Origin of the sequence: Sinobacterium caligoides, assembly GCF_003752585.1 — a bacterium.
Classification (GTDB): Bacteria; Pseudomonadota; Gammaproteobacteria; order Pseudomonadales; family Sinobacteriaceae; genus Sinobacterium; species Sinobacterium caligoides.
This window is the reverse complement of the sequence record NZ_RKHR01000007.1, coordinates 42834-68817: the sequence shown is the minus strand read 5'-3', so window position 1 is coordinate 68817 and position 25984 is coordinate 42834. Positions and strand designations below refer to the sequence as shown.

Below are 25984 nucleotides of genomic sequence, written 5' to 3'. Positions count from 1 at the left end.
TTTGTAGCGGTCCGGTATGAGCTCACACCAGGAGTGCATCGGATAAAGTGGCAATACAGTAAAGACGGGAGTGTCAATACCGGCAGCGATGCGGTATGGATTGATAACGTCTTTTTACCAGCGGTGCCCGATAGCGACGGCGATGGTATTGTCGATGGCTGGGAGTACGAGTATTTAGATAGCTTAGATTACGATAGCGAGACTGACGGTGACAGTGATGGTATCAGCGATTACCTCGAGATACTGCACAACACTGATCGCGAGGATAATAACTCCTACCCTGTTGCACTAACCTCGTCGCCAGTGACGGAGGCCGGCGTCGGGCAGCGTTATCAATATGCATTGACGAGTAACTTTGCCTCGGCAAGCTTTGAAATTGTGCAGGCACCGTTAGCAATGACCCTATTAGACGGTCGATTGCAATGGCTGCCTGGGGCGGATGATTACGGAGAATTTGACGTCGTTGTTAGGGCGAGTGTTGAGGGGGTGCCGTCAATTGAACAGGCTTATACCCTAACCGTTTATCCGCTCGATGGCGATGTTGATGGCAGCGGGAGTGTGACGATAAAAGACCTTCTATTGCAGCAGGACTTTGCACTAGGGGCAAAGACCCCGACACCGTCACAACTGTATCGAGGCGACCTCTATCCGCCAGCGGCACCGGACGGCAAGATTGATGCATCCGACCTATTACTATTAGAACGACACGTGCTGGGAGGCCAATAATGTCAGTCTTTAATCGATTTAATGTGTATATTTTGAGCGTCATGCTCATCGCGCTGGCTGGCTGCTCGAGTGCGCCTTTACAGCGTTATGCTAAGAGTGGCGACATACTAACAATCCCTTTTGCCAGCATAAAAAAAGACACAAACGGCGAGCGTATTAATGCTGAAGACCTGACGGTAACGATTAGCTCTGCAGCAAGTTCAGTGCCGCTGCCGGTGACCGTGTTATCAACGCGGCGTGTTTTTGATGCGCCATCATCAACATTAAATCATCTTGCTAGAGAGGTGAGTGATATACCGGTTTATGATGGTCAGTGGTTTGCGCTATTAGAATTGAGCGACCCGAGCAGCGGTGAGGGACTCGCTTTACCGGCTGGTCCAGCTGTGATTTCAATCACATCGCCCAAGTTGTTAGCTTTTGATGGCAACGATCAATATAAGATGGACCCTCAACAGTTACCGATAGAGATTATCGAGGGGGCTGCCACCGCCTTGCCGGATAGTGTTTTGACACAAATGCAAATCATGCAATTTAGCCTACCTGAGCTAATGATTCGGCCGGACGGGTTGGTGGGTGACGAGTCCTTGGGCGGCGTCAATATCGTACTGAAATACACGCCGACAGATAGTGCGGAGTTCCTGTATGAGGGGGCTACTATAGTGATGAATAAGTTAATCCCAGACTCGAATACGCAGTTGATGGTCGAGTACAGCGAGGCAGAGGGAAGTTATTTTGCCAACGTTATACTGCTTAATCGGCACGGCTTTGTCGCGGGGTTGGATGAGGCTACCGCTACTAGCAAGGGCGTGACGATTAGTGCAAGCGATATGAAGAACATTACGTTACTAGGAACATATAACACAGGCATGGATATTGCGACCGAGGTAGAGCTTGTGGCGGATGACAGTTATTACTTTGATCGAGAGGGCCATCGAGTGGATAACGTGACGCCGGTACTCAGTTGGAGCCCCTAGGTCAGGGGGTTATTGCCTGCCATCATTACGATACTGGCAACTATCTAGCTTTACCTGAGCATGACTAACCTGATGCGTTAGCGCCTGCAGACTGATGAATAGATGCAAGATGAGTCGGTGCAAGGAACGCAAGCTTGTTAATAAAGCGCATGAAGAAAAATAAGTAAGAGCGAAATTATGAAAGTGAATATTACGCGTCAAGGTCAGCTGCCGAGACTATTGGCCATTGCTGTACTTTGCTGTTTTACCGTCGCCAGTTATGCCGAGCGCGAGGGGAGCCAGCAGGAGCAAGAACCACGGAAAATACGTCGTACCACCGTCTCGCCTCTAGATTTAACAAAGACGCCGACGATGGAAGACTTAATCCGTGCAGGCCAGTTAGGAGGGCTGCTAGATCCTACCGGAGAGCTTCCTACTGTTGAGGCATCGACCGATGTGAATACTCTGAGGCGAGGGCTGAGCGATAGCAACCCTCAGCAGGAAAAGGCACAAAGAGCGAAGAGGTTGCAAAGGGAACAGCGTAACAAAGCCATGCTGATGGGTTTTGGTGATGCCATTCAAGATTGGAATAAGCACGAATATAAAGCAGCTTATCAGAAATTTAAAAACTATCGTCGTGACTTTCCCGATAGCCCTTGGGCAGGTGAAGCTGCTCTGCATATGGCCTGTGAGGCGCGTTATAACGGCCGCTACTCTGAAGCCGAAGCGATTTTTAGTGAATTAAAGCAACTGCATGGGCAAAGCCAACATAAAGGCGCTAGGCACTTAAGCGATAAGGCGCAAAGCCGCTTGGGGGTTTTGAATGCCTTTAAGAATAACTTTGAAGGCGCCTTAGACGAGTTCACTGAGTTGCGTGAGTCGACGGATGACTGGCGTTTACGCACTTATGCCGATAACTGGATTCAGCGTATTAACAGCCTTAAGGCGAGCAATGAAAACTTGCTGGATTGTGGCACACGGGCACTCTCTGTGATTTTGGCTGAGCAGGGTAAACCACAGGCTGCCACCGCTGTACTGGCAGTGGAGCCGGAAACGCAGCAGGGCCATAGCTTAAGTGAGTTGAAAACGATCGCCGAAGAACACCAGTTAACGCTGTCGGCGTATAAACTCCCGGTGGCACAACTGGCTGAGATTCCGCTGCCGGCGATTGTGCAAATACCGGCAAGAAGCAGTAGCGACTTGGGGCACTACTGGGTCTTGGAAAAAGTGGTCGGCGACGAGGTGGTGCTTTACGACACGCAGATTGATCGACGCTTTCATCAGAGCCTCGCACAGTTTGCTCAAGAGTGGCAGGGGCATACGCTGGTTTTCGGTGGCGACAGTCAATTAAAGCCCTTTGAGCTGAGTGACGCTGACGAAAGCAATATCTTTGGTGGCTGCTGTGGTGTACAGGCACCAGAAAACGATTTAGGTGAACCTGAGAGCGGCCCAGATACAGAGGATTGCCCTAACGGTGCGCCGGTATGGTCGGTTAATCGAGTCAATATGAACCTGTATATGCAGGATATCCCTCTCTGGTATCAGCCTGCATACGGCCCTAGTGTTGAGATTAAGTTGAGCTATAACTCACAGTCGGCCATTGCGAATAATGAACCCTTTGGTAACAAGTGGTCGTTTAACTATGCCTCTTACATTGTCGTCGACCCCGGTAATCGGGCGACAGTGTTTAAGGCGGATGGTGCACGAACAACGTATGAAGCGAGCTGGGAAGTATTATGGCGTGGCTCGCAGGAGCAGCTAGAGACAGCTTCCCCTGATACGGAAGGCGTGTATGCCATCACGCGTGAAGTCGCCGGTGCTTATGAGATTGGCTATTGGCGTTACAGCGGTACTGATTTAGAGACCACGTTGACGTTAGTCGGCGAGCAGCACTATCAACTGGCCGACCTCACGGGGCGTATCTATGAATACGCCATCCCAGAAGGAACGGACTCGTTACAGCCATTCTTGGTTAGCCAGGCAGATGCCCACGGTTATCAGCTGCGCTTTAGCTACGACACGGATAACCGATTGGCGAGCATTACCGATGCCACCGGCTTGGTGACGCAGTTGACGTATAATGCAGAAGGTGTGGTGAGCGAAGTGTTAGACCCCTTTGGGCGCATCGCAAAGTTTGACTATGACGAGCAGCTTAACCTAACCAAGCTCACCGACATGGGCGGCTATTGGACAAAGTTGCGCTACGATGCCGATGTTTATCTTACCGATTACATTAATGAGCTGGGGCGTTGGCAATTCACCATTGAGCCTTCGACGCGGGCGAGTAACAATACGGTTATCTATCCAGCGCCCGGTGGTGCTATGTGGGAGAACTATCGCATCACGGTGGAAGATCCGCTGCATCAAAAACACGAATACTATTACGATGGCTACCACGGACAGAGCTGGTATATTAGCCCAAAACACTATGTTGACTACGTTGATGGCAATACCAACAACTATACCAAGGCGCTTAAGACACTCTATAAATTTATTCGCCTCAGCAGCGGTAAAGGTAAGATTAGTGAAGTTGTCTACCCCGATGGCAACAGCAAGAAGTACAGCTACCTGGCAAACAGTAATCACGCGACCAAGGTGATCGACAGCCGCTCGGGCGAGGTTACCAGAACCTATAACAGCAAGGGGAAGCCGTTAACAATTACCGATCGCTTTGGTCGACTGACGACGCTGACTTATTACGCCAATGGTGTCGACTTAGAGACCGTTACGACTGAGCTTGGTACCAGCACGTTACAATACAACGATGCACACCAAGTCACTGAAGTTGAGGATCATCGGGGGCGTGTGCTAACGATCGATTACGATGATTTTGGTCACCTGGAACGTGCGAACTATGACGATGCTTTTATCACCCGCTATGAATACGATACTGACCAACGCTTAGAGAAAACACGTTTTAATGGTGAGTTAGTAAGCCAATACAATTATGACGCGGTGGGCCGAGTAAGCGAGTTCATCGATGCCACCGAATTGGCGTTAAGCTACGACTATAACGACCTTAACTCGGTGATAAAAATCACCTACCCCGACCAGAAGACGGTGACGCGCAGCTTCTCGCGTTGCCCTCGGTTATTGGATAAGGTCACCAGCCGCGGCGGGCAAGACACCACGTTTGAGTACGATGCGATTAAGCAGTTGGTCAAGGTACGCGAGGCGGATAAAAGCGTCACCCGCTACGGCTACGATGCCGATGGTAACCTCGACACCTTTACCGATAAGAACCAGCAGCAGACACACTTCGGCCATAACGCGGTACGGCAGCCGAGCGGGCAGGAATATGCCGACGGCACCAAATACCAGCTTAGCTATAACGCGAAGGGGTTGCTGGAGACGCGTACCGACGCCAGAGGCACGGTTACGACCTACGGCTACAACGAGTACAATCAGCTAAAGACGATCACCTACTCCGATGCGACGCCACCGGTGACGCTGCATTACAACGCTCAGTACTTACTGGAGCGGGTCGAGGATGCCCGTGGCACGACGACGTGGGGCTATGATGAGTGGCGTCGAGTGGAAACGATTGATGGCCCGTGGCCAGAGGATACGATTCACTACGGCTACGATGACCATGATCGACTCGATTCGTTGACCCCTGACCGGGGTGAGGTGGTGACCTTTGGTTACAATAGCCTGAACCAGCTGAGCACCATTACCAGTCAAGAAGGCGAGTACCGTTATCACTACAACGGTGCCAATCCATTACTGGATCATTTAGAGCGACCCAGCGGTGTAATTAGCCGCTACCAATACGATGCCGTTAATCGTATCGAGGGCATTCAGCATGGCACCGAGGCGGTCGCTGCTAGCCTCAATAGCTTCACTATTGCCTATGACGAGCGGGATAATATTCGTCAGATTGATTCTGATCTAGCGACCATGTCGCCGCCGCTGCGTGAAGAGATTAGCCACTTTAATATCTTGAACCAGCAACTGAGTTCTAGTTTGCAGGTGGCGCCTTATCTTTATGATGCCGATGGCAACCTCACCGGGGGCTATACCGCGGACGGCTATCGTTTTACCGCCGACTACGATGCTGAGAATCAGCTGCGTGAGCTGAGTTATCGTGATGATGCAGGTGTTGAGCACAAAAAAGTCTACGTCTACAGCTACGATCACCTGCTGGCTAAGGTATCGACTTACCAAGACGGTCAGCTGCAAGACGAGCTGCGCATTGTGCGTAATGGCTTCCTGGCACTACAGGATCGTGACGGCAGTAATACGGTACAGCGTGAATACCTCTGGGGGCCGAGCATGGGCGGCGGTATCGGCGGCCTGTTATCGATGCGTCAAGCGGGGCAGAGCTACCAATACCTGTACGACCACAACGGTAACGTCAGCCAGGTTGTCGATAGCGCAAAGCAGTTAGTGGCAACTTACCAATACGACCCCTATGGTGTGCTGATCGGTTTCAGCGGCAGCCTACAGCAACCGTTTACCTTTTCCACCAAGCGCTACGATGCCGAGCTGGGCATGCACTACTTTGGTTACCGGTTCTACCTACCGGAACAGGGCCGCTGGCTAAACCGCGACCCAATAGGGCTTGCTGGTGGGATTAATCTGTATGAGTATGTGGGTGGCAATCCGCTGATTTATACAGACCCTTACGGTTTGTTTGAAGCAACTATGACCGGTTTCTTAGGCTTGGGTGGTGCGGCAGCATTAGCTGATGGTCCTTTTTTGCCAATAGGTGATATTATCGGCGCTGCGATTATCGTTGGAGGTGGGATTTATCTTGCTTGTAGTCGTGATGGAAATGATGATTACACTGGTCACGGTGAAAATCCAGAAGGTCAAACTGGAAACGGTGGAAGTTGGGATAAGCATTCTGGAAAGAGGGCTGGAAAACGATACGGTAGCGGGCGAAATGAAAGCCGTGGCAAAAAGAATAAAAAACACTCTAAGCCAAAGAATCCGAATAAGCGTTGAAAATTGTAGTTTAATATGACAGGAAAATATATGAATATTGATGATCTGGGGTTTGCTGGGAAAGTTGTATCGTTTAGTTCGGCGAATGATACTCTTGCAATAAAAAATATAAGCTTTCAATGCCAAAATGAAAGGTTATTTGTTGTGGGCGATGTTCCAAAAGGAGCAACAAATAATGATTGGGCAGTTGATCGACCTTGCGGAGTAGCTTGGGACTCCGTAACAGATTATATGATTTTCGACTCTGAAGATCAGTATGCAAAGCTGATAGAGAAAAGCTTGGAATAAAATCGTGAAAAAGTAAATTAAAATGATGGGGAGAAATAACTTAGACACCCACAGTTATTTATCGTATTGGGGGCATTCAGCATGGCACCGAGGCGGTCGCTGCTAGCCTCAATAGCTTCGTTATTGCCTATGACGAGCGAGATAATATTCGTCAAATTGATTCTGATCTAGCGACCATGTCGCCGCCGCTGCGTGAAGAGATTAGCCACTTTAATATCTTGAACCAGCAACTGAGTTCCAGTTTGCAGGTGGCGCCTTATCTTTATGATGCTGATGGCAACCTCACCGAGGGCTATACTGCGGACGGCTATCGTTTTACCGCCGACTACGATGCCGAGAATCAGCTGCGTGAGCTGAGTTATCGTGATGATGCAGGTGTTGAGTAAATAACTTAGACACCCACAGTTATTTACCACTACCTCAAATAACTTAGACACCCACAGTTATTTGCCAACCCAGCATCCTCTTCTAAGCTTTAATCTACAAGCCTTAGAGGAGGCTCTAAAAATGCCGACAGCCCGTAAGAATTTAGTCAGTATCAGTGATACGCCGTATTATCACTGTGTTTCTCGCTGTGTGCGCCGTGCCTTTCTCTGTGGTGTTGATCCTTATGATGGTAAGGATTATGAGCATCGTCGTGAGTGGGTGGAGTCCCGTTTATTGCTGATGGCAGAGGTTTACGCGATCGACCTTTGTGCCTATGCGGTGATGAGTAACCATCTGCACGTGGTGTTGCGTGTTGATGAAGCTTTAGCGGAAAGCTGGACTTCGTTAGAGGTTGTTGAACGCTGGCATCGTATCTTTAACGGCACTTTGCTTACTCAGCGTTTTGCCAAGGGCTTATTGATACCGTCTTATGAGTTAGATACGCTGAATGAAACGATTGCAGAATACCGCTCGCGGCTCAGTGATATCAGTTGGTTTATGCGTTCGCTCAGTGAGCCGATTGCCAGAATGGCCAATAAAGAAGACCGCTGTAGCGGTCGTTTTTGGGAGGGGCGATTTAAGTCGCAGGCGTTGCTAGATGAGGCTGCGTTACTAACCTGTATGGCTTATGTCGACCTTAACCCAGTGCGTGCTAAGATGGCGGCAACCCCAGAAGAATCGAGCTATACCAGCATTCAACGCCGCATTGCAGCTGTTCATGATCAGCGCCAACCAGCAGAGTTGTTAGCGTTTGTTGGTGATGAACACGAACACCAACCCGATGGTTTACATTTCCATCTTCGTGATTATTTACTGCTGATTGATCAAAGTGGCAGAGTGCTCCGTGAAGATAAACGGGGTGCGATAGATGGGCGAGCGGCTGATATTTTGAGTCGCCTTAATATTCCTCATGATCATTGGATAACGATGACGCGTGACTTCGGTAAATTATTTACCGGCCCTGTTGGTACGGTGCAAGAACTGGATAGTTATTGTGGTCACCTTGCACGTAAACGACGGCACAGCGCTAGTCTTTGCCAGCAGTTGTTTGGTTAAAACAGCGTAGTTGTATAGATCCTGACGTTGTGTCGAGTTAGCGCTTGCCTTTAAAAAATGATTCTTACGCTGAGTGCTTCTGCGATGCACTTTTAGCGCATTATTTATCGTTATTCTGTATTTTCTAGTAAATCACCCAGGTGTTTGCGATGTTTTTCTTGCGATAGATTTGAGTGTAAATAACTGTGGGTGTCTTATGTTTCGGTTATGTTTCGTTTGGCCAACACACATTAACGGCCAGCGAGGGAAGCGCTGAAAAAGTCGTTGGTGCTAAAACCATTGAGGCAGGGAGTGGTGTATTGATCGCCAGTGGCGAACAGCTGCAACTCGGTGCCGTCGGTAAAATTAACCTGCAAAGCAACACGACGGCGATACTGGTCTCGCCGACCTGGTCGATCGGTAATGGTGAGGTTGACGTGTTAGAAGAGTTGTCCAGGCTAGCCGCAGAGGTGAAGAAGATCGCCAGCACCTGCGCCAGCCATACTCACCCGAAAGTAGCGGTGAGTAGTAGTGCGGGTTCCTGGAATGCGAGTGGTGCTGCAGCGGGTGAAGTGAAGAGCCGGGTTGATGGGGTTAGGAGATAAGGCTACGCCTGTGTTTTAGCTCTATTTAATCCAATAAAAAAGAAAAAACATCTGGGTATTCTCTGGCTATAGCAGAAAAGTTTTTGATCGATTTATCCTGGTGATGAGTAACAACAAATAAACCAATCTCCTTGACTAGTTTGTCTGCATCATCATCTGTTAGGCCAGCTTTAATCAGTTCTTTCTCAAGCTCAGATTCTTTCTCAAGCCTTGCGTATACAGTTTCATATGCAAGTTCATAATATAGATTTTTTATTTTTTCTGAGTCAAACATGATTACCTCCTGCTTTATAGTTTTTCTCCGTTTTTTATCTGAGTACTGCCATCTTCTAATAACTTACAATCCCCCATGTAGACATCGAAGCCTAGCTGTGAAATCTTCATCCCTAAGACTTTTAAGTATTGAATATTAATTTCAAAAGGCGCGAGTGTAGAGAGTTCTCTCCCAATAGTTGTGACAGCGATCGAGGTCATGCTAAGTGTATCCATAGAGCGATGGGTGATATAAAGTCCTTTATCATAAGCTTGTAGATTAGTGTGATAGCCATAGGGAGCGTCTCCTAATACTATTGTGCTTCGTAGATGTATGTTTGCTGGATCACTTAGCACCCCGAGCTCACATAGGGTTAATAATTCATCCAGACTTAGGTCATGTACTGAATCCCTATAAAAAGTCCCGCCTATAAAATATTGAGCCGCCTTTGCGATTAGTTCTGCTTCTTCTTTAGAAAGGTTTTTTAACGTTTCTAGGGTTCTAAGTGAATAACTTCCTGGCTCCACAATCTCGCCGGCAAGGGCGCTTGCCCAAAGAGATTTCATCTCTTTAGAGCTGACTTTTTTAGCGCAATCTACCCATCGAGTGAAAAAATCTTCATCCACATTTTTTTCAGACGGCTCGTCTGTTCTCGAGCGTAGAATGCCTTCTGTGACCTTTAAAGTATCCTTTAAGTTATGCCCTTCTTTGATATCTTGTTTTGCTCTACTGGACTGGGTGAGTTCATACATGTTTAATGCCTCTAGATCCATCGTTGGCTCGATTCTAGAGGGGATTTTCTCCTGATAGTTTGGCCTAGAGAGCTGACCATCTCTATATTCCTTGATGCCATTTTTAACGTCATCAACATCGATATCAGTTTGTACTTTTCTTAATCTACTGTCGCATTCAGCCTCAGACTTGGCTTTTTCCACGTTTCTAATTGATTTCGATTTTAAGTAGCCAAGGCCAAGATGTGAATTATCCACTAATTCCCAAAGTTTTCTGACTGCATCTACGGGACTGGTAAAATCATCAAGATCTGTCATTTATCTATACCGAATTATTATTTGATAGGAGCTTGTCTAGTTAAAACAGAGATATTGCGCCATTGTAAGGTTTTTGAAGGACGTCGGAATAAAGGCCGAATATTATCTATTCGCAATCGCAGTCTTCACATCAGGCATGTTTACGTTGTGGGGAGATTTACCGATCGATGGAGACCAACTCATCGCGACGCCATTGCAGGCTAGAACAGTACCAACTTCGCTTACCCAGTAACAAGCATTAGTGTTAATTTCTAAAACCGCTGTGCCGCCCAGTAGTGGCGCAGTATTAAACTTCACTCCTCGCTTACCAATTTGGGTCGCCCTGACTTTACCGATTGCGACAGAGTCCATACGAGAAACACTGTGCTCAGCTTGTGTTTGGGCCGTCTTTTCCGAATGTTCGACGCTGATGGCAAAGCACCCCCCCGATAAAAATATCATGACAAATACAGTCTTAGCGATCTGCTTACGGCCTAGGTTCTTCGCGGGGTCTGGCTTAATCCATGCGGCAATGCCACCCACTGCGGCCAATGCAAAAATACAACCGAAAAAAAACCACATAATAAACTCCCTTAATTTATTGTTATCAATCCCTGGCTCGCATTCTAAGCGGGTTTATCGCCTCATCGAGCTACAGCCCCCGTGTATCCTACATCATAGGGCCGTGAGAATAAAAACACTCCTCCACTGCCGCCTTTTCGCACGTTTTTTGAACGATTTTGCAATGGTTTGAATCGATGGTTAGGCTGTGAGGCTTATGGTAGCGGAGGTGAGCGCCATTCGTGAGCTGCAAGAGTTGCAAAGGAGAGTAAATATTTGCAGCTTTCCGGATCAACTTATTAACAAATAATTAGATAGTGTTGACGGCCGTTACCACTTGGTTACCATTCCGTTACCACTTTTAATATAGCTTTTCATCGAGACGAAAAAAAACCTTACAAAGCAGTGCTTTATAAGGTTTTGTTTGGTGGAGACGGCGGGATTTGAACCCGCGTCCGTCAGCCCTCTGCCAGAGGTTCTACATGCTTAGTTCCATCAATTAATTTAACTGCAATCAGCCCGATGGGCAGGACGATATTAGCGAGCTTATTAAGTGTTTCGCCGCGCGGTCATAAGCATACGTTGCTGGCTAGTTTGTTCTATATGACAGTCACTTTCCGTTTACAAACATCCGTTGGTGACTGCTAACGGGCTTAAGCCGCTAGAGCGTAGTTGTCGTCGTTGGCAACTAATAGTATTCAGCTTTGATTTTACGTGATTCGCTGACATCACGGCATGCGCCCAAGGTTTTGGCACCGGCGTCGAATCCTAATCGTCCCCGCGCCTGGTTGGGATCATTGTTAGCGAGATAGAGAGCTTATCCTCTAGCTGCTACTGTGACTTCCGTCGGCAGGCGTGCTTTACCCTTAGAGTAAGCGGCCATTGTAAATCAGTGGCCAAGAAACAACAACCGCCGCGGTAGCGACGGTGTGTCTTTTTTCTCTGTGCTGGTGCTTGAAGGGGGGTTAACGATTGCGCTCGCGCATCGCGCGGCTCACTTCGAGCTTGCCCTGTTGATCTTTTAGCGCGGCACGTTTGTCGTGATCTTTCTTACCCTTAGCGAGACAGACCTCGAGTTTGATCAGGTGTTTCTTCCAGTACATCGCGGTGGCGACGCAGGAATAACCTTTCTGACTCACGGCCTGATGAATCTTCGCTAGCTCTTTCTTGTTTAACAGTAGCTTGCGATAGCGCATCGGGTCGGCGATCACATGTGTACTAGCCGTCTTCAGCGGTTCGATATGCGTGCCGAGGAGAAAGGCTTCGCCATTTTTCAGGAACACGTAACTGTCGACCAGCTGGCACTTGCCCGCTCGTAAACTTTTGACTTCCCAGCCAGTCAAGGCGATACCCGCTTCGAATTTAGTTTCGATGTGGTAATCGTGTTTCGCTCTCTTGTTGAGGGCGATGGTATTGCTGGATTGCTTTGGTTTCTTTTTTGCCATGGCGGCGATTATAAAGGGAGTTGTCGGGCTTTGCATCCATGATGAAGCCAGATGGTTGAATTTGTTGTGCTGGGGCTGATTTTCATCGCAATAGGTGGGCTTTCTGGTGGCTCGCTGCGCCGGCGGCTGAATAATGTCAGCAGATTCGGTAGAATGGCGCTTTGTGATAGTCGCCGAGGCGAGTGGTAGTAAATAGTTATGGTAGAGATCAATCGCAGCGCGTTGTTGCCGTATTCGGCGGCGCGGCTCTTTTCTATGGTCAACGATGTGGCCGCATACCCGGAGTATATGGAAGGGTGTGTCGGCACCGAGGTGTTTGAGGCCAGTGCCGAGCACATGAAGGCGCGCCTGGACTTGGCCAAGGGGCCGCTGAAGTACAGCATCGTTACCGAAAACACCCTACATCAAGACGCCTCGATCGTGATGACGCTGGTCGAGGGGCCGCTGCAGGATTTCGAGGGGCTCTGGACCTTTACCGCACTGGGTGAGGAGGCTTGTAAGGTCAGTCTCGACATTCGCTTCAATCTATCGAGCCGCTTGCTCGGTGGTGCGGCGGCAAAATTATTTGGCAGCTTGGGGGCTACCTTGGTCGATTCGCTGAGTCAGCGCGCCCATCAGTTATACGGAAAATAAATCGATGAAAATAGAAGTCGCATACGCATTACCGCACCAGCAACGCATCTTTAGTCTCGATGTTGACGAGGGCACGACGGCGAAAGAGGCCGTTCAGCAGGCCGGTGTCGACAAGGTCTTTCCGGCGCTCGATGTCGAAACGGCGAAGTTGGGTATCTTCGGTAAGTCGGTGAAAGCCAATCAGGTGTTGCAGGAAGGGGATCGTGTTGAGGTCTACCGGCCACTGTTGGCCGACCCGAAAGAGGTGCGAAAGAAGCGTGCCGCCAAGGCCAAAGAGGCGTCATCTTAGCGGCTGCGGGCTAGCGTAGCGCTAGCCCCAACGGACTATAGGTCTTGCGACTTATCGCCGGGGATAGTGTTGCTGGCGTCTTTCAGCGGTGCTACTTCTTCACCTTCGATGGCGCTGTCGTCATCATCGTCATCAAAGGCTGCGTCAGCATTGATCGCCGAGTCGTCGTGGACGGCTGCACCGCCACCAGGAATCAGCGAGCCGGTGAAGTGAGTCAGCTTGTCGCCTTGGAAGTACAGGCTCATGCGCTGCTCTGGCTTCGGGCGGCTCTGCGAGCGTAAGCTATAATAGTAATCCCAGCGGTCATCGTTGAAGGTGTCCTGTAATAGCGGCGAGCCGAGAATGAACTTCACCTGGCGACGCGTCATGCCGGGTTCGAGTTGATCGACCATCTCTTGAGTGATGACATTGCCCTGGGCGATATCTAACTTATAGATGCCGGGGAATTCGGTACAGCCGGCGAGGGCCACGAGTAACACTAATGTTGTTGTAAGTCTTTGCATCAAGGTATCACTTAAAGTATCTTGAAAAGGAAGAATCATACCCTAACTGTCGCAGCATCGCGATGGTTAAGCTAGGCAAAATATTATAGGTCGACAATGGCAATAGAGAGTCAAGAATTAAAGAAAGTTGGATTGAAAGTCACGTTGCCACGGGTCAAGATCTTACAGATTATGGAGACGGCGGCAACCGAGGGCAAGCATCTTAGCGCGGAAGATGTCTATAAAGCCTTGATGGAGGTCGGTGACGACGTGGGTTTGGCAACGGTTTATCGGGTGCTGACGCAGTTTGAACAGGCCAACTTGGTGACTCGCCACAACTTTGAGGGTGGTCATTCGGTGTTCGAACTGACGCGCGAAGATCATCACGATCACATGGTCTGTACCGAAACCGGTGAGGTGGTCGAGTTCTTTGATGAGGTGATTGAGCAACGTCAACATGAGTTGGCAGAACAGCACGGCTTCGAGATCGTCGATCACAGCATGGTGTTGTATGTGCGTCGCAAGGAAAAGAAGTAGCGGTAAGTTTTGAGTAGTGCATGCATAAACTGAGCACTGTACGAGTTTGCGCATAGAGCATAGAGCATAGAGCTATAGAGCGTAGAAAAAAGGAGGGCTAAGCCCTCCTTTTTTACGCCTGCTCTAAGCGCAGCATCTCTTGTGCATGAGCGCGCGACTGCGGTGTGATGACGATGCCGCCGAGCATACGGGCGATCTCGTCGACACGCTGGGTGTCGGCGAGATTGTGGATCGCGGTCTTGGCGCCGTCGCCGTCGGTGCTCTTGCTGGCTTGAAGGTGTTGATGGGCTTGGCTTGCGACCTGCGGTAGGTGGGTGATGCAGAGTACCTGGCTGTGTTGGCCGAGTTCACGTAGCAGGCGTCCGACAATCTCGGCGACACCGCCACCGATACCAACATCGACCTCGTCAAAGATACGCGTACCGGCTGCCTGCTGGTGGCTGGAGACAACGCTAATGGCAAGGCTGATGCGTGATAGCTCGCCTCCCGAGGCGACCTTGGAGATGAGTTGTGGCTCCTGCCCTGGGTTGGTGCTGACGAGTAATTCGACGATCTCTTTGCCGGCGGGGCCGCGGTCGCAGGGGGTGAAGGCGAAGTTGATCTTACAGTGTTCCATGCTCAGCGCCGCGAGCTGTTGGTTGGCGAGTTGTTGTAGCTTCTTACCGGCGCTGCGACGCTGGCGGCTGATCTTCGTCGCCAGTTTGTCGTAGCTTTTTTGCAGGGTGGCTATCTGTTGTTCCAGTTGCTCGAGCTGGTTGTCGTCGCTGTCGAGTAGCTCGAGCTCGGCGTTGAGTTCGAGGGCGAGTGCGGGCAGTTGCTGGGGTTGGATGCGGTGCTTGCGGGCAGTCTGATAGATCAGACTGAGTCGCTCTTCAACCCATTGCAGTCGGGCGGGGTCGAGGGGTTGGCGCTCGATATGACTGGCGATGGCACTGCTGGCCTCGCTGACCAAGATCTGGGCGTTGCTCAGTAGTTCGATGGCCTCGCCTAGCTGTTCGTCCTCGCCGGTGACGGCAAGTAGTGAGCTGCTCGCTTGATGCAGCTGATTCAGCAGGCTGTTGTCACCGCTGTCGCAGAGCTGTTGGCTATGGTAACAGGCGGTCAGGGTCTCTTCGGCGTTGGCCAGCTGGCTCTGTTCCGATTCGAGGGCCTCGAGCTCATCCTCCTCGAGGGCGAGTTGATTGAGTTCGGCGCTCTGGTAGCGCAAGAGTTGTTCGCGGGCGCTTTGCTCACCGGCGTTGTCGTGGCGTAGTTGCAGTTGCTGCTGTGCTTCCTGCAGTTGCTGATAAGCGCCCTGCAGCTGTAACAGCAGGGGTTGTTGCGCGGCAAAGTTGTCGAGTAACTCGCGTTGGGTGTCGCGTTTGAGTAGCGAGTAGTGCTGGTTCTGGCTGTGAATATCGAGCAGCTGCTCGCCGAGCTCTTTAAGCTGTTTGACGGAGACCGGCTTGCCGTTGATGTAGGCCTTGGTGCGCCCACTGCGACTGATGATGCGGCGTAACAGGCACTCGTCGTCGCCGCCGATGGCCTGTTGCTGTAGCCATTGCCGGGCTTGTGGCGAGTCGCTGAGGTCGAAGCGAGCGTGAAGCTCTGCTTGTTCGCTGCCGTTGCGGATCATGTTGACGTCAGCACGACCGCCGGTGATGGTGGCCAGCGCCTCGAGAGTCAACGATTTTCCCGCACCGGTCTCGCCGGTGATGGCTGTCATACCGCCGCTGAAGTCTAGTTCCAGGCTCTGGGCGAGGGCGAAGTTGTCGATGCAGAGTTGTGTGAGCATGCCGAGTTACCTATAGGGATACTGGGTTTTCGTACAGTGACTGTTTGTTTATACAGCAATAATCGAGGTGATGCGAGTTCTCGGTAATTTTTTTTCAACGGCTCGGTTTCGTCGCTTGATTTTTATTGGCCTCGACCCCATTACAACTAGCATCCTACAGCTCCCGACGGTCGAGGCCTGCATCAGCGGCACGACGAGGGAATAGTATTGCGCTGGAGCCTAGTAATAAGGTCTTCGTATTCAAAAGATTAGATAGTGGAGTGTTGTTGTGTCAGAACAGAAGCAAGACAAGCAGGCGGAAGAAGTGGTTGATGTTGCAGCTGAGCAACAGGCCGAAAATACAGCGACTGAGGCAGTGGTCGAAGAGATTGTCGAAGAAATTGTTGAAGAAGTGGTTGAGGGCGAGGTTGAGCAGCAGGTCGATCTGGCGGCTCAGTTAGAACAGGCGCAGCAAGAGATTGCCGAGCTGAAAGATAGCTCGCTGCGAGTGCAGGCTGAGGCGCAAAATATTCGTCGTCGCTCTGAAGGCGAGGTCGATAAGGCGCGTAAGTTTGCGCTGGAGAAGTTTGCCGGTGAGTTGTTGCCGGTCATGGATAACCTTGAGCGTGCGCTTGAGGCGTCGGCTGAGGAACACGTGGCGGCGGCGATGGAAGGGGTTGAATTGACCCGTAAGAATCTGGAAGACGTGTTCAAGCGCTTCAAGATTGAAGGTGTTAACCCCGCTGGTGAACCGTTCGATCCGCAGGCGCATCAGGCGATGAGCATGATCGAGAACCCAGACTGCGAGCCTAATACCGTGCTGCATGTGGTACAGAAGGGTTACAACCTGAATGGTCGTTTATTGCGTCCGGCAATGGTCATGGTCAGCAAGGCGGCCGATAAGGGCGCTTAACGTTTTGTGTGATTTTTTTGCGCTGGCCCCTTGAATTCCATTGTCCAGCGCCAATATCTACAACAAGCAAAGATATCAGGGGTCATCCCCGTCGCTGTCAGGAGATGCAAAACGTCCCTCGGCAGAAAGTAAGATTAAAGATTTAGGAGAGTTAAAATGGGTAAGATTATTGGCATCGACTTGGGTACTACCAACTCATGCGTTTCGGTATTGGATGGCGATAGTGCCCGTATCATCGAGAACGCTGAGGGTGATCGTACTACCCCATCTATTATTGCCTACGCCGAAGACGGTGAGGTATTGGTCGGTCAGCCAGCTAAGCGCCAGGCTGTGACCAACCCGCAGAACACATTGTTCGCGATCAAGCGTCTCATCGGTCGTAAATTCGCTGATGATGTCGTACAGAAAGATATCAAGATGGTTCCCTACACTATCGCTGCCGCCGATAACGGCGACGCATGGGTAGAGGTGAAGGGCGAGAAAATGGCCCCGCCACAGATTTCAGCCGAAGTTCTTAAGAAGATGAAGAAGACGGCAGAAGAGTTTCTTGGTGAGTCTGTTACAGAAGCGGTTGTTACCGTTCCTGCTTACTTCAACGACTCACAGCGTCAGGCGACTAAAGATGCAGGTCGTATCGCCGGTCTAGACGTTAAGCGTATTATCAACGAGCCAACGGCTGCGGCTCTTGCCTACGGCATGGACAAAGCGAAAGGCGATCACACTGTTGCGGTTTATGACCTCGGTGGTGGTACCTTCGATATCTCTATCATTGAAATGGCCGATGTCGACGGTGAGAAGCAGTTTGAGGTGCTTTCTACCAACGGCGACACCTTCCTCGGTGGTGAAGATTTCGACATGCGTTTGATCGAGTTCTTGTCTGCAGAGTTTAAGAAGGATAGCGGCATCGACCTACACGGTGATGCACTGGCGATGCAGCGTCTGAAAGAGGCTGCCGAGAAGGCGAAAATTGAGCTTTCTTCTGCGGCACAGACTGAGGTTAACCTGCCTTATATCACCGCTGATGCTACCGGTCCTAAGCACCTTGTGGTGAAGATGACTCGTGCCAAGCTTGAGTCGTTGGTAGAAGAGCTTGTGGTTCGCACCATTGCACCGCTGAAGCAGGCGTTGGCTGATGCCGACCTGAGCACTTCAGAGATCGACGATATCATCCTCGTGGGTGGTCAGACTCGTATGCCGTTGGTGCAGGAGAAGGTTGCTGAGTTCTTCGGTAAAGAAGCACGTCGTGACGTTAACCCCGATGAGGCTGTTGCCATGGGCGCGGCGATTCAGGGTGCGGTATTGGCCGGTGACGTTACCGACGTATTGCTGCTCGATGTTACCCCGCTGACTCTCGGTATCGAGACCATGGGTGGTGTAGCGACAAGTTTGATCGAGAAGAACACGACTATTCCGACCAAGAAGTCACAGATCTTCTCTACGGCAGAAGATAACCAGTCGGCGGTAACCATCCACGTCGTCCAGGGTGAGCGTAAGCAAGCCTCACAGAACAAGTCACTGGGTCGTTTCGACTTGGCTGACATTCCACCAGCACAGCGTGGCATGCCGCAGATTGAAGTGACCTTCGATCTCGATGCCAACGGTATCCTCAATGTTTCTGCAAAGGACAAGGCGACCGGTAAAGAGCAGTCTATCGTAATCAAGGCCTCTGGTGGTCTTAGCGATGAAGACATCGAGCGCATGGTGCAGGAAGCCGAGGCTAACGCTGAGGAAGATAAGAAGTTCGAGGAGCTGGTTGCTGCACGCAACAGCTGTGACGGCTTGATCCACGCGACGAAGAAGACGCTGGAAGAGGCGGGTGACAAGGCGACAGAAGACGAGAAGACGTCTATCAGTGCCGCTGTTGCGACGGCTGAAGAGGCTGTTAAAGGTGACGATGTAGAGGCGATGCAGAAGGCGACTGAGGCATTGACCGAAGCGGCTAGCGGTCTGGCCCAGCGCATGGCGCAAGAGCAGCAGGCGCAAGCGGGTGCTGCTGGCGAAGGCGCTGATGCCGGTGCTGAGCAGGCCAAGCCTGATGAAAATGTTGTTGACGCTGAATTCGAAGAAGTCAAAGAAGACAACAGCAAGTAAGGCGCTTCTCTGATGTTGACGGAGGGGGTTTCTCTCTGTCGCATCAGCACTTTATTCAAGGCTCGACAGTAGGGTCTTTAGAAACGCGGGCCTACCGCGTTTTTTGCTATTAAAAATAGGCGATGTTAACCCATGTCAAAACGTGATTATTATGAAATTTTAGGTGTTGAGCGCGGCGTGTCCGCCAAGGACCTAAAAAAGGCTTATCGCCGAGTGGCGATGAAGCATCACCCGGATCGTAACCCCGATGATGCCGCTTCCGAGGAGAAGTTCAAGGAGGCCAATGAGGCCTACGAAGTACTGTCCGACGAGCAGAAGCGTGCCGCCTATGATCAGTATGGTCATGCCGGTGTCGATCAGCAGGGTGGCTTCGGTGGCGGTGGTGGTGCCGGTAACTTTAGCGACATCTTTGGCGATATCTTCGGCGAGGCGTTCGGCGGCGGTCGCGGTCACTCACGGGGGCCGCAGCCGGGCAGTGATCTTCGCTACACGCTGCAGATCGATCTCGAGCAGGCGGTGAAGGGAACGACGGCGAAAATTAAGATACCGACCTTGGTCAGCTGTAAGCCCTGTGGCGGCAGCGGCGCCAAAAAGGGTTCGTCACCTGTACAGTGTACGACCTGTGGCGGTGTTGGTCAGGTGCGCATGCAGCAAGGCTTCTTTGCGGTACAGCAGACCTGCCCGACCTGTCATGGTAAGGGTAAGATGATCTCTGATCCGTGTACGAGCTGTCATGGTCAAGGGCGTGTCGAAGAGACCAAGACGCTATCGGTGAAGGTACCGGCCGGTGTCGACACTGGTGACCGTATTCGCCTGGCTGGCGAAGGTGAGGCGAGCCCCGATGGTGGGTCCGCCGGTGATCTGTATGTGCAGATGTCGGTGCGGCAGCATCCGATTTTCGAGCGCGACGGCAAGCATCTTTACTGTGAGGTGCCTATCAGCTTTGTCGATGCGGCGCTGGGTGGCGAGCTTGAGGTGCCGACCCTGGATGGTCGAGTCAAGTTGAAGATCCCTGCTGAGGCGCAGACCGGTAAGACCTTCCGTATTCGCGGTAAGGGTGTGGCGCCAGTGCGTGGTGGTGGTGCGGGTGACTTGATGTGTAAGGTGGTGGTGGAGACGCCGGTGAGCCTGACGAAGCGACAGAAGGAGTTGCTGAGTGAGTTTCAAGACACCATGGACGGCACCGACGCGAAGCATTCGCCACGCAAGAGCTCCTGGTTTGATGGGGTCAAAAGCTTCTTCGAAGACATGAAGTAGCTGTTGGTGGTGAATCGTTACTAATGAGCTAGCGATTGACGCCGATAGAAAGCCCGCTACCAGCATTGGTTGCGGGCTTTTTGCTTTTTACTGAGCAAAAAAACGTCGCTTGCGGTATGTGCAGCTTCGCTTGGTGTACAATAGCGCGATTAAAATGAAGTAGCTTATATAGATGCATTGCCGCCGCTTCGTCGGCGAGACAGAGGATGAATAATGACAACACGTATTGCTGTAACTGGTTGCGCGGGCCGCATGGGAAAGACATTGATTGAGGCGGTCTCTGCTGCCGAGTCGGCGCAGCTTACTGCCGCCATCGAGCGCAAGGGCAGCTCGCTGGTCGGTGTCGATGCTGGCGAACTGGCCGGTGTCGGTAAAAACGGTGTGACGGTTGTTGATGATATTAGTGCTGTGGTCGATGATTTCGATGTGCTAATCGACTTTACCGCACCGGCGGCGACATCGAGCAATGCGCAAGTGTGCCAGCGTCATGGTAAGCAGATGGTGATTGGAACGACGGGCTTTAGTGATGAAGAAAAGGTGGCGGTTACCGATTGTGCTGCGACATCGGCGGTCTGTATGGCGGCCAACTTCAGCGTTGGTGTGAACTTGTGTTTCAAGCTCAGCGAGATTGCTGCCAAGGTGCTGGGTGATAGTGTTGATATCGAAATCACCGAGGCACACCACCGCCACAAGGTCGATGCGCCGTCTGGTACTGCGTTGCGCCTCGGTGAAGTGGTGGCAGAAGCGTTGGGGCGAGACCTGCAAAAGGTGGCGGTTTACGGGCGTGAGGGGCATACCGGTGCGCGTGAGCGTGAGACTATTGGCTTTGCTACCGTGCGTGCCGGCGACGTGGTTGGTGATCATACTGTGCTCTATGCGGCGGAAGGTGAGCGTGTTGAGATTACCCACAAGGCGAGTTCTCGTATGTCTTTTGCCGGTGGTGCGGTGCGCGCGGCGACGTGGTTGAGCGCTCAGAGGCCTGGTCTTTATGATATGCAGGATGTGCTCGATTTGCGCTAAATCGATATAGCTATAAAATATTTGCTTTGCGGTGGACGCCGCGAGGCTGATTGCGTATAATTCGCTGTTAGCAAAAGCATGCTCACGACAGGTCGAAGCTCACTCTCGATCCGCTAAATAATCAGCCGTTGTGGGCAGCCCAGCCAGCTAATGACAAAAGTGAATTGTGTTCGTTATGGCGGTTATCACATTATGAAAAAGCGAGATGGAGCGAAAGCTGCGTCTCGCTTTTTTGCAGATAGCCGTTCGATTAATTGCGTCTGCGTTACTTGCGTCTCTCAAAATCTTTCGAGACCCAGAGTAGGAGGTTTACTTGACTACACGTGCCATTCTAGCCCTTGAAGACGGCAGTATATTCCGCGGAATTGCAATCGGTGCTGAGGGAAGCACCAGTGGTGAGGTGGTATTTAATACCTCGATGACCGGGTATCAGGAGATCTTGACCGATCCCTCTTACGCCCGACAAATTGTCACGCTGACCTACCCCCATGTTGGTAACACGGGTGTTAATAGCGAAGATGAAGAGTCGAGCAATATCTGGGCATCTGGCCTAGTGATTCGCGACCTACCGTTGCTGGTCAGTAACTTTCGCAGTGAGCAAACTCTCTCAGAATACCTTAAGGAGCGTAACATTATCGGTATCGCCGATATTGATACGCGACGCCTCACGCGCATTCTGCGCGAGAAGGGTGCGCAGAGTGGTTGTATCATCGCCGGCGAAGACATCGACGAAGCGAAGGCGCTGGAAATCGCGCAATCCTTCCCTGGATTGAAGGGGATGGATCTCGCCAAAGAGGTGACGACTGCCGAGCAGTATGAGTGGAGCGAAGGGGTGTGGACGCTAGGTGCTGGTCACAGCCGTCCAGAAAACAAGCCTTACCACGTTGTCGCCTATGATTATGGTGCCAAGCGTAATATTTTGCGGATGTTGGTCGAGCGCGGCTGTCGCTTGACGGTCGTACCCGCACAGACCCCTGCGTCAGAAATATTGGCGATGAAGCCGGACGGCATTTTCCTCTCCAATGGCCCGGGCGATCCAGAGCCATGTGACTACGCTATTGAGGCGATACAGCAGATACTGCAGACGGATATTCCGCTGTTTGGCATCTGTCTTGGTCACCAGCTACTGGCGCTGGCTAGTGGCGCCAAGACGATGAAGATGAAGTTTGGTCACCACGGTGCCAACCACCCGGTGCAAGATGTTGACACGGGGCGGGTGATGATTACCAGTCAGAACCACGGCTTCGCCGCCGATGAGGCAAGTCTGCCGAGCAACCTTAAGGTGACGCACAAGTCACTGTTCGATGGGTCGCTGCAGGGAATTCATCGTACTGATAAACCGGCCTTTAGCTTCCAGGGACACCCTGAAGCGAGCCCAGGGCCTACCGATGCGGCGCCACTGTTCGATCATTTCATCGAGCTGATGGCAGCACGCAACTAGAGCAACCGCTCTGAGCCGGTAACGGCGAGGCTGGTCCTCGCCGCTGTAAACAATTAAATCTTATTTAGCGCGGATATCCTCGATGCCAAAAAGAACGGACATACAAAGTATTCTCATCCTCGGTGCTGGCCCAATTATCATCGGTCAGGCTTGTGAATTTGACTATTCGGGTGCGCAAGCCTGTAAAGCGCTGCGTGAAGAGGGTTATCGAGTCATCCTGGTGAACTCAAATCCTGCCACTATTATGACCGACCCGAGCATGGCTGATGCAACCTATATCGAGCCTGTCGTTTGGCAGTCGGTTGAGAAAATCATCGCGAAGGAGCGTCCTGACGTTATTTTGCCGACCATGGGTGGGCAGACCGCACTAAACTGTGCGCTGGATCTCGATCGCGAAGGCGTGTTGAAGAAGTATAATGTCGAGTTGATCGGCGCGACCAAAGAAGCTATCGACAAGGCGGAAGACCGCAGCTTATTTGATGTCGCGATGAAGAAAATCGGCCTTGAGACGCCGCGTTCTGGCATTGCGCGCAGCCTTGATGAGGCGATGGAAGTGCTTGAAGAGCTAGGCTTCCCGATGATCATTCGTCCGTCCTTTACCATGGGTGGCACCGGTGGTGGTATCGCCTACAACCGCGAAGAATTTATTGAGATTTGCCGTCGAGGCCTAGATCTGTCACCAACCAGCGAGCTATTGATTGACGAGTCGTTGATCGGCTGGAAAGAGTATGAGATGGAGGTGGTGCGGGACACCAACGACAACTGCATCATTATTTGCTCTATTGAAAACTTTGATCCGATGGGCGTGCACACTGGCGACTCGATCACGGTGGCGCCAGCACAGACGCTGACCGATAAAGAGTACCAGTTGATGCGTAACGCCTCGCTGGCGGTGCTACGTGAAATTGGCGTGGAGACGGGTGGCTCTAACGTTCAGTTCGGTATCTGTCCTGATACTGGGCGCATGGTTATTATCGAGATGAATCCTCGGGTTAGTCGCTCATCGGCGCTGGCTTCGAAGGCGACCGGCTTCCCGATTGCGAAGATTGCTGCCAAGTTGGCTGTCGGTTATACCCTAGACGAACTGCAGAACGATATTACCGGCGGCGCCACGCCAGCCTCTTTTGAGCCGTCGATTGATTACGTGGTGACCAAGTTGCCGCGCTTTACCTTTGAGAAGTTTCCCGAGGCTGACTCACACCTGCATACGCAGATGAAGTCAGTCGGTGAAGTGATGGCCATTGGTCGCAACTTCCAGGAGTCGGTGCAGAAGGCTATCCGCGGTTTAGAGGTCGGTAGCTGTGGCTTCGAAACTAAGCTGCAAGAGGTGCCTGAAGGCGAGCGTCGTGCCCGCGTTATTTCCGAGTTGAAGGCGCCGCGCTCTGAGCGTATGTGGTACGTGGCTGATGCCTTCCGTATCGGTATGACGATCGATGAGGTCTTCGATGCCTGTATGATCGATCGCTGGTTCTTGGCGCAAATCGAAGACTTGGTGCGTGAGGAAGAGTTGCTGGCCAAGCGTGCGATGTCTGAGCTGGATGCCGACGAGCTGTTCCGTCTGAAGCGTAAGGGCTTCTCCGATCAACGTTTATCACAGTTGTTGGCGGTGAGTGAGAAGGAGTTGCGTAAGCGTCGTCAGCGCCTCGGTGTCCGTCCGGTTTATAAGCGTGTGGATACTTGTGCGGCGGAGTTTTCTACTGCGACGGCCTATATGTACTCGAGCTACGAGGAAGAGTGTGAGGCGCAGACCTCTGATCGTGACAAGATCATTGTGCTCGGTGGCGGCCCAAACCGAATCGGTCAGGGTATCGAGTTTGATTACTGCTGCGTGCATGCGGCGCTGGCGATGCGTGAAGATGGTTATGAGACCATCATGGTTAACTGTAACCCTGAAACAGTGTCAACGGATTACGATACCTCAGATCGTCTGTATTTTGAGCCGGTAACGCTGGAAGATGTGTTGGAGATCGTCGATCTCGAACAGCCAAAAGGTGTGATCGTACAGTTTGGTGGACAGACTCCGCTGAAGCTGGCGATGGAGCTCGAGGCCGCTGGTGTGCCGATTATTGGTACCAGTACCGATGCGATTGACCGCGCAGAGGATCGTGAGCGCTTCCAGCAAATGCTAGAGCGTCTACAAATTAAGCAGCCACCAAACACCACGGTGCGCTCTGTTGAGGAGGCGGTTGGTGCCGCCGAGCAGATTGGCTATCCGTTGGTGGTTCGCCCCTCCTATGTTTTGGGTGGCCGTGCGATGGAGATTGTCTACAACGAAGACGAGCTGCGCCGTTATATGCGTGAAGCGGTACAGGTTTCCGATGATTCGCCAATCCTACTCGATCACTTCCTCAATGCGGCGATCGAAGTCGATATTGATGCGGTTTCAGACGGTGAGTTGGTGGTTATTGGCTCTATCATGCAGCATATTGAGCAGGCGGGGATTCACTCGGGTGACTCGGCCTGTTCGTTGCCGCCTTATTCGCTGCCGGCAGATGTTCAGGATGAGATGCGCGATATCGTTAAGCGCATGGCGGTCGAGCTGGGTGTTTGCGGTCTAATGAATGTGCAGTTGGCCTGGCAAGATGGTGAGATTTATGTGATCGAGGTTAACCCACGTGCCTCGCGTACTGTGCCGTTCGTTTCTAAGTGTATTGGTACCTCGCTAGCCAAGGTAGCTTCACGTTGTATGGCCGGCATCAGCCTGGAGCAGCAGGGCTTTACTGAAGAGGTTGTGCCGACCATGTTTAACGTGAAGGAGGCGGTGTTCCCCTTCAATAAATTCCAGGGTGTCGACCCGATCCTCGGCCCTGAAATGAAGTCTACCGGTGAGGTTATGGGCGTCGGTGTCACCTTCGCCGAGGCGTACTCCAAGGCACAGGTTGGCTCAGGTGAGCGCCTGCCAACATCGGGCAAGGCTTTTCTGAGTGTCCGTGACGCGGATAAAGAAGGTATCGTCAATGTTGCACGTGAATTGGTTAACCTCGGGTTTGAGATCGTGGCCACGGGTGGTACGCACCGCGTTATTGAAAAGGCTGGTATCGCTGCTGAGCGCATTAACAAGGTGACCGAGGGTCGTCCGCACACCATCGATATGTTGAAGAATGGCGAGATTGATCTAATTATTAATACGACAGAGGGCAAGCAGGCTATTGCCGATTCAGCCTCTATTCGACGCCAAGCTCTGGCAGATAAGGTCGTATCTACTACAACGCTTGCTGGCGGCTATGCCGTCTGTGAGGCGATCAAATTTGGCGAAGAGAAGGAAGTACGTCGCCTACAGGATCTGCACGGAGAATAG

General features: G+C 51.6%; 22 protein-coding genes and 1 other RNA gene. 16 read left to right on the top strand and 7 right to left on the bottom strand.

Annotation, left to right across the window (positions count from 1 at the left end; genetic code table 11):
* The 7 genes from EDC56_RS19660 to EDC56_RS16735 form a co-directional block, all read left to right on the top strand.
* Positions 1 to 726: dockerin type I repeat-containing protein (locus tag EDC56_RS19660; protein ID WP_211333738.1), on the top strand; the 726-nt coding region annotated here is incomplete at its 5' end.
* Positions 726 to 1700 carry a hypothetical protein gene (locus EDC56_RS16760; protein ID WP_123713740.1) on the top strand — a complete coding sequence of 325 codons (975 nt, stop codon included), beginning with the start codon at positions 726 to 728 and terminating at the stop codon, positions 1698 to 1700. The genes EDC56_RS19660 and EDC56_RS16760, both read left to right, overlap by 1 nt.
* Before the next feature lie 177 nt (positions 1701 to 1877).
* Entirely contained in the window at positions 1878 to 6629 is a 4752-nt protein-coding gene (locus EDC56_RS16755; protein ID WP_123713739.1) for an RHS repeat-associated core domain-containing protein, read from the top strand.
* 30 nt (positions 6630 to 6659) lie between these two features.
* Complete coding sequence (locus tag EDC56_RS16750) at positions 6660 to 6917, top strand: hypothetical protein (RefSeq protein WP_148059441.1); 258 nt, start codon at positions 6660 to 6662, stop codon at positions 6915 to 6917.
* Between the two features lie 176 nt (positions 6918 to 7093).
* Positions 7094 to 7303, top strand: a complete 210-nt coding sequence (locus EDC56_RS16745) for an RHS repeat domain-containing protein (RefSeq protein WP_123713737.1) — start codon at positions 7094 to 7096, stop codon at positions 7301 to 7303.
* A gap of 121 nt (positions 7304 to 7424) precedes the next feature.
* The gene (locus EDC56_RS16740) at positions 7425 to 8399 is read left to right on the top strand and encodes a transposase (RefSeq protein ID WP_123713844.1); all 975 of its coding nucleotides are present in this window, start codon (positions 7425 to 7427) and stop codon (positions 8397 to 8399) included.
* A 185-nt stretch (positions 8400 to 8584) separates the two neighbouring features.
* Positions 8585 to 8983, top strand: coding sequence for a hypothetical protein (locus EDC56_RS16735; protein WP_123713736.1), 399 nt, complete (start codon positions 8585 to 8587; stop codon positions 8981 to 8983).
* 25 nt (positions 8984 to 9008) lie between these two features.
* On the opposite strand, the gene EDC56_RS16730 is transcribed toward EDC56_RS16735, so the two are convergent.
* The 5 genes from EDC56_RS16730 to smpB all read right to left on the bottom strand — a co-directional run bounded on the left by EDC56_RS16730 (position 9009) and on the right by smpB (position 12270).
* On the bottom strand, positions 9009 to 9257 hold the full coding sequence (locus EDC56_RS16730; protein WP_123713735.1) for a hypothetical protein: 249 nt from the start codon (positions 9255 to 9257) through the stop codon (positions 9009 to 9011).
* A 14-nt stretch (positions 9258 to 9271) separates the two neighbouring features.
* A complete protein-coding gene (locus EDC56_RS16725; RefSeq protein ID WP_123713734.1) occupies positions 9272 to 10285 on the bottom strand; it encodes a DUF2806 domain-containing protein in 1014 nt (337 codons plus the stop codon).
* Between the two features lie 102 nt (positions 10286 to 10387).
* The gene (locus EDC56_RS16720) at positions 10388 to 10846 is read right to left on the bottom strand and encodes a hypothetical protein (protein ID WP_123713733.1); all 459 of its coding nucleotides are present in this window, start codon (positions 10844 to 10846) and stop codon (positions 10388 to 10390) included.
* A 404-nt stretch (positions 10847 to 11250) separates the two neighbouring features.
* Positions 11251 to 11605: a transfer-messenger RNA gene (ssrA, locus tag EDC56_RS16715) on the bottom strand.
* A gap of 185 nt (positions 11606 to 11790) precedes the next feature.
* Positions 11791 to 12270, bottom strand: coding sequence for an SsrA-binding protein SmpB (gene smpB, locus EDC56_RS16710; protein WP_123713843.1), 480 nt, complete (start codon positions 12268 to 12270; stop codon positions 11791 to 11793).
* Positions 12271 to 12468: 198 nt separating this feature from the next.
* Between smpB and EDC56_RS16705 the strand changes: the two genes are divergently transcribed.
* The gene (locus tag EDC56_RS16705) at positions 12469 to 12903 is read left to right on the top strand and encodes a type II toxin-antitoxin system RatA family toxin (protein WP_123713732.1); all 435 of its coding nucleotides are present in this window, start codon (positions 12469 to 12471) and stop codon (positions 12901 to 12903) included.
* A gap of 4 nt (positions 12904 to 12907) precedes the next feature.
* A complete protein-coding gene (locus EDC56_RS16700; protein ID WP_123713731.1) occupies positions 12908 to 13192 on the top strand; it encodes an RnfH family protein in 285 nt (94 codons plus the stop codon).
* A gap of 35 nt (positions 13193 to 13227) precedes the next feature.
* Here the strand turns inward: EDC56_RS16700 and EDC56_RS16695 are convergent, their stop codons facing one another.
* Positions 13228 to 13695: an outer membrane protein assembly factor BamE gene (locus EDC56_RS16695; protein WP_123713842.1), complete on the bottom strand. Its 468-nt coding sequence runs from the start codon at positions 13693 to 13695 to the stop codon at positions 13228 to 13230.
* A gap of 96 nt (positions 13696 to 13791) precedes the next feature.
* Between EDC56_RS16695 and fur the strand changes: the two genes are divergently transcribed.
* Positions 13792 to 14211, top strand: coding sequence for a ferric iron uptake transcriptional regulator (gene fur / locus EDC56_RS16690; protein ID WP_123713730.1), 420 nt, complete (start codon positions 13792 to 13794; stop codon positions 14209 to 14211).
* Between the two features lie 112 nt (positions 14212 to 14323).
* Here the strand turns inward: fur and recN are convergent, their stop codons facing one another.
* Entirely contained in the window at positions 14324 to 15985 is a 1662-nt protein-coding gene (gene recN, locus EDC56_RS16685) for a DNA repair protein RecN (protein WP_123713729.1), read from the bottom strand.
* Between the two features lie 268 nt (positions 15986 to 16253).
* Between recN and grpE the strand changes: the two genes are divergently transcribed.
* The 6 genes from grpE to carB all read left to right on the top strand — a co-directional run bounded on the left by grpE (position 16254) and on the right by carB (position 25984).
* Positions 16254 to 16877: a nucleotide exchange factor GrpE gene (gene grpE / locus EDC56_RS16680; RefSeq protein ID WP_123713728.1), complete on the top strand. Its 624-nt coding sequence runs from the start codon at positions 16254 to 16256 to the stop codon at positions 16875 to 16877.
* 156 nt (positions 16878 to 17033) lie between these two features.
* Positions 17034 to 18968: a molecular chaperone DnaK gene (gene dnaK / locus EDC56_RS16675; protein WP_123713727.1), complete on the top strand. Its 1935-nt coding sequence runs from the start codon at positions 17034 to 17036 to the stop codon at positions 18966 to 18968.
* A gap of 132 nt (positions 18969 to 19100) precedes the next feature.
* The gene (gene dnaJ, locus EDC56_RS16670; RefSeq protein WP_123713726.1) at positions 19101 to 20225 is read left to right on the top strand and encodes a molecular chaperone DnaJ; all 1125 of its coding nucleotides are present in this window, start codon (positions 19101 to 19103) and stop codon (positions 20223 to 20225) included.
* Between the two features lie 213 nt (positions 20226 to 20438).
* Entirely contained in the window at positions 20439 to 21245 is an 807-nt protein-coding gene (gene dapB / locus EDC56_RS16665; RefSeq protein ID WP_123713725.1) for a 4-hydroxy-tetrahydrodipicolinate reductase, read from the top strand.
* A gap of 313 nt (positions 21246 to 21558) precedes the next feature.
* Complete coding sequence (gene carA / locus EDC56_RS16660) at positions 21559 to 22686, top strand: glutamine-hydrolyzing carbamoyl-phosphate synthase small subunit (RefSeq protein WP_123713724.1); 1128 nt, start codon at positions 21559 to 21561, stop codon at positions 22684 to 22686.
* Between the two features lie 82 nt (positions 22687 to 22768).
* Entirely contained in the window at positions 22769 to 25984 is a 3216-nt protein-coding gene (gene carB, locus EDC56_RS16655) for a carbamoyl-phosphate synthase large subunit (protein WP_123713723.1), read from the top strand.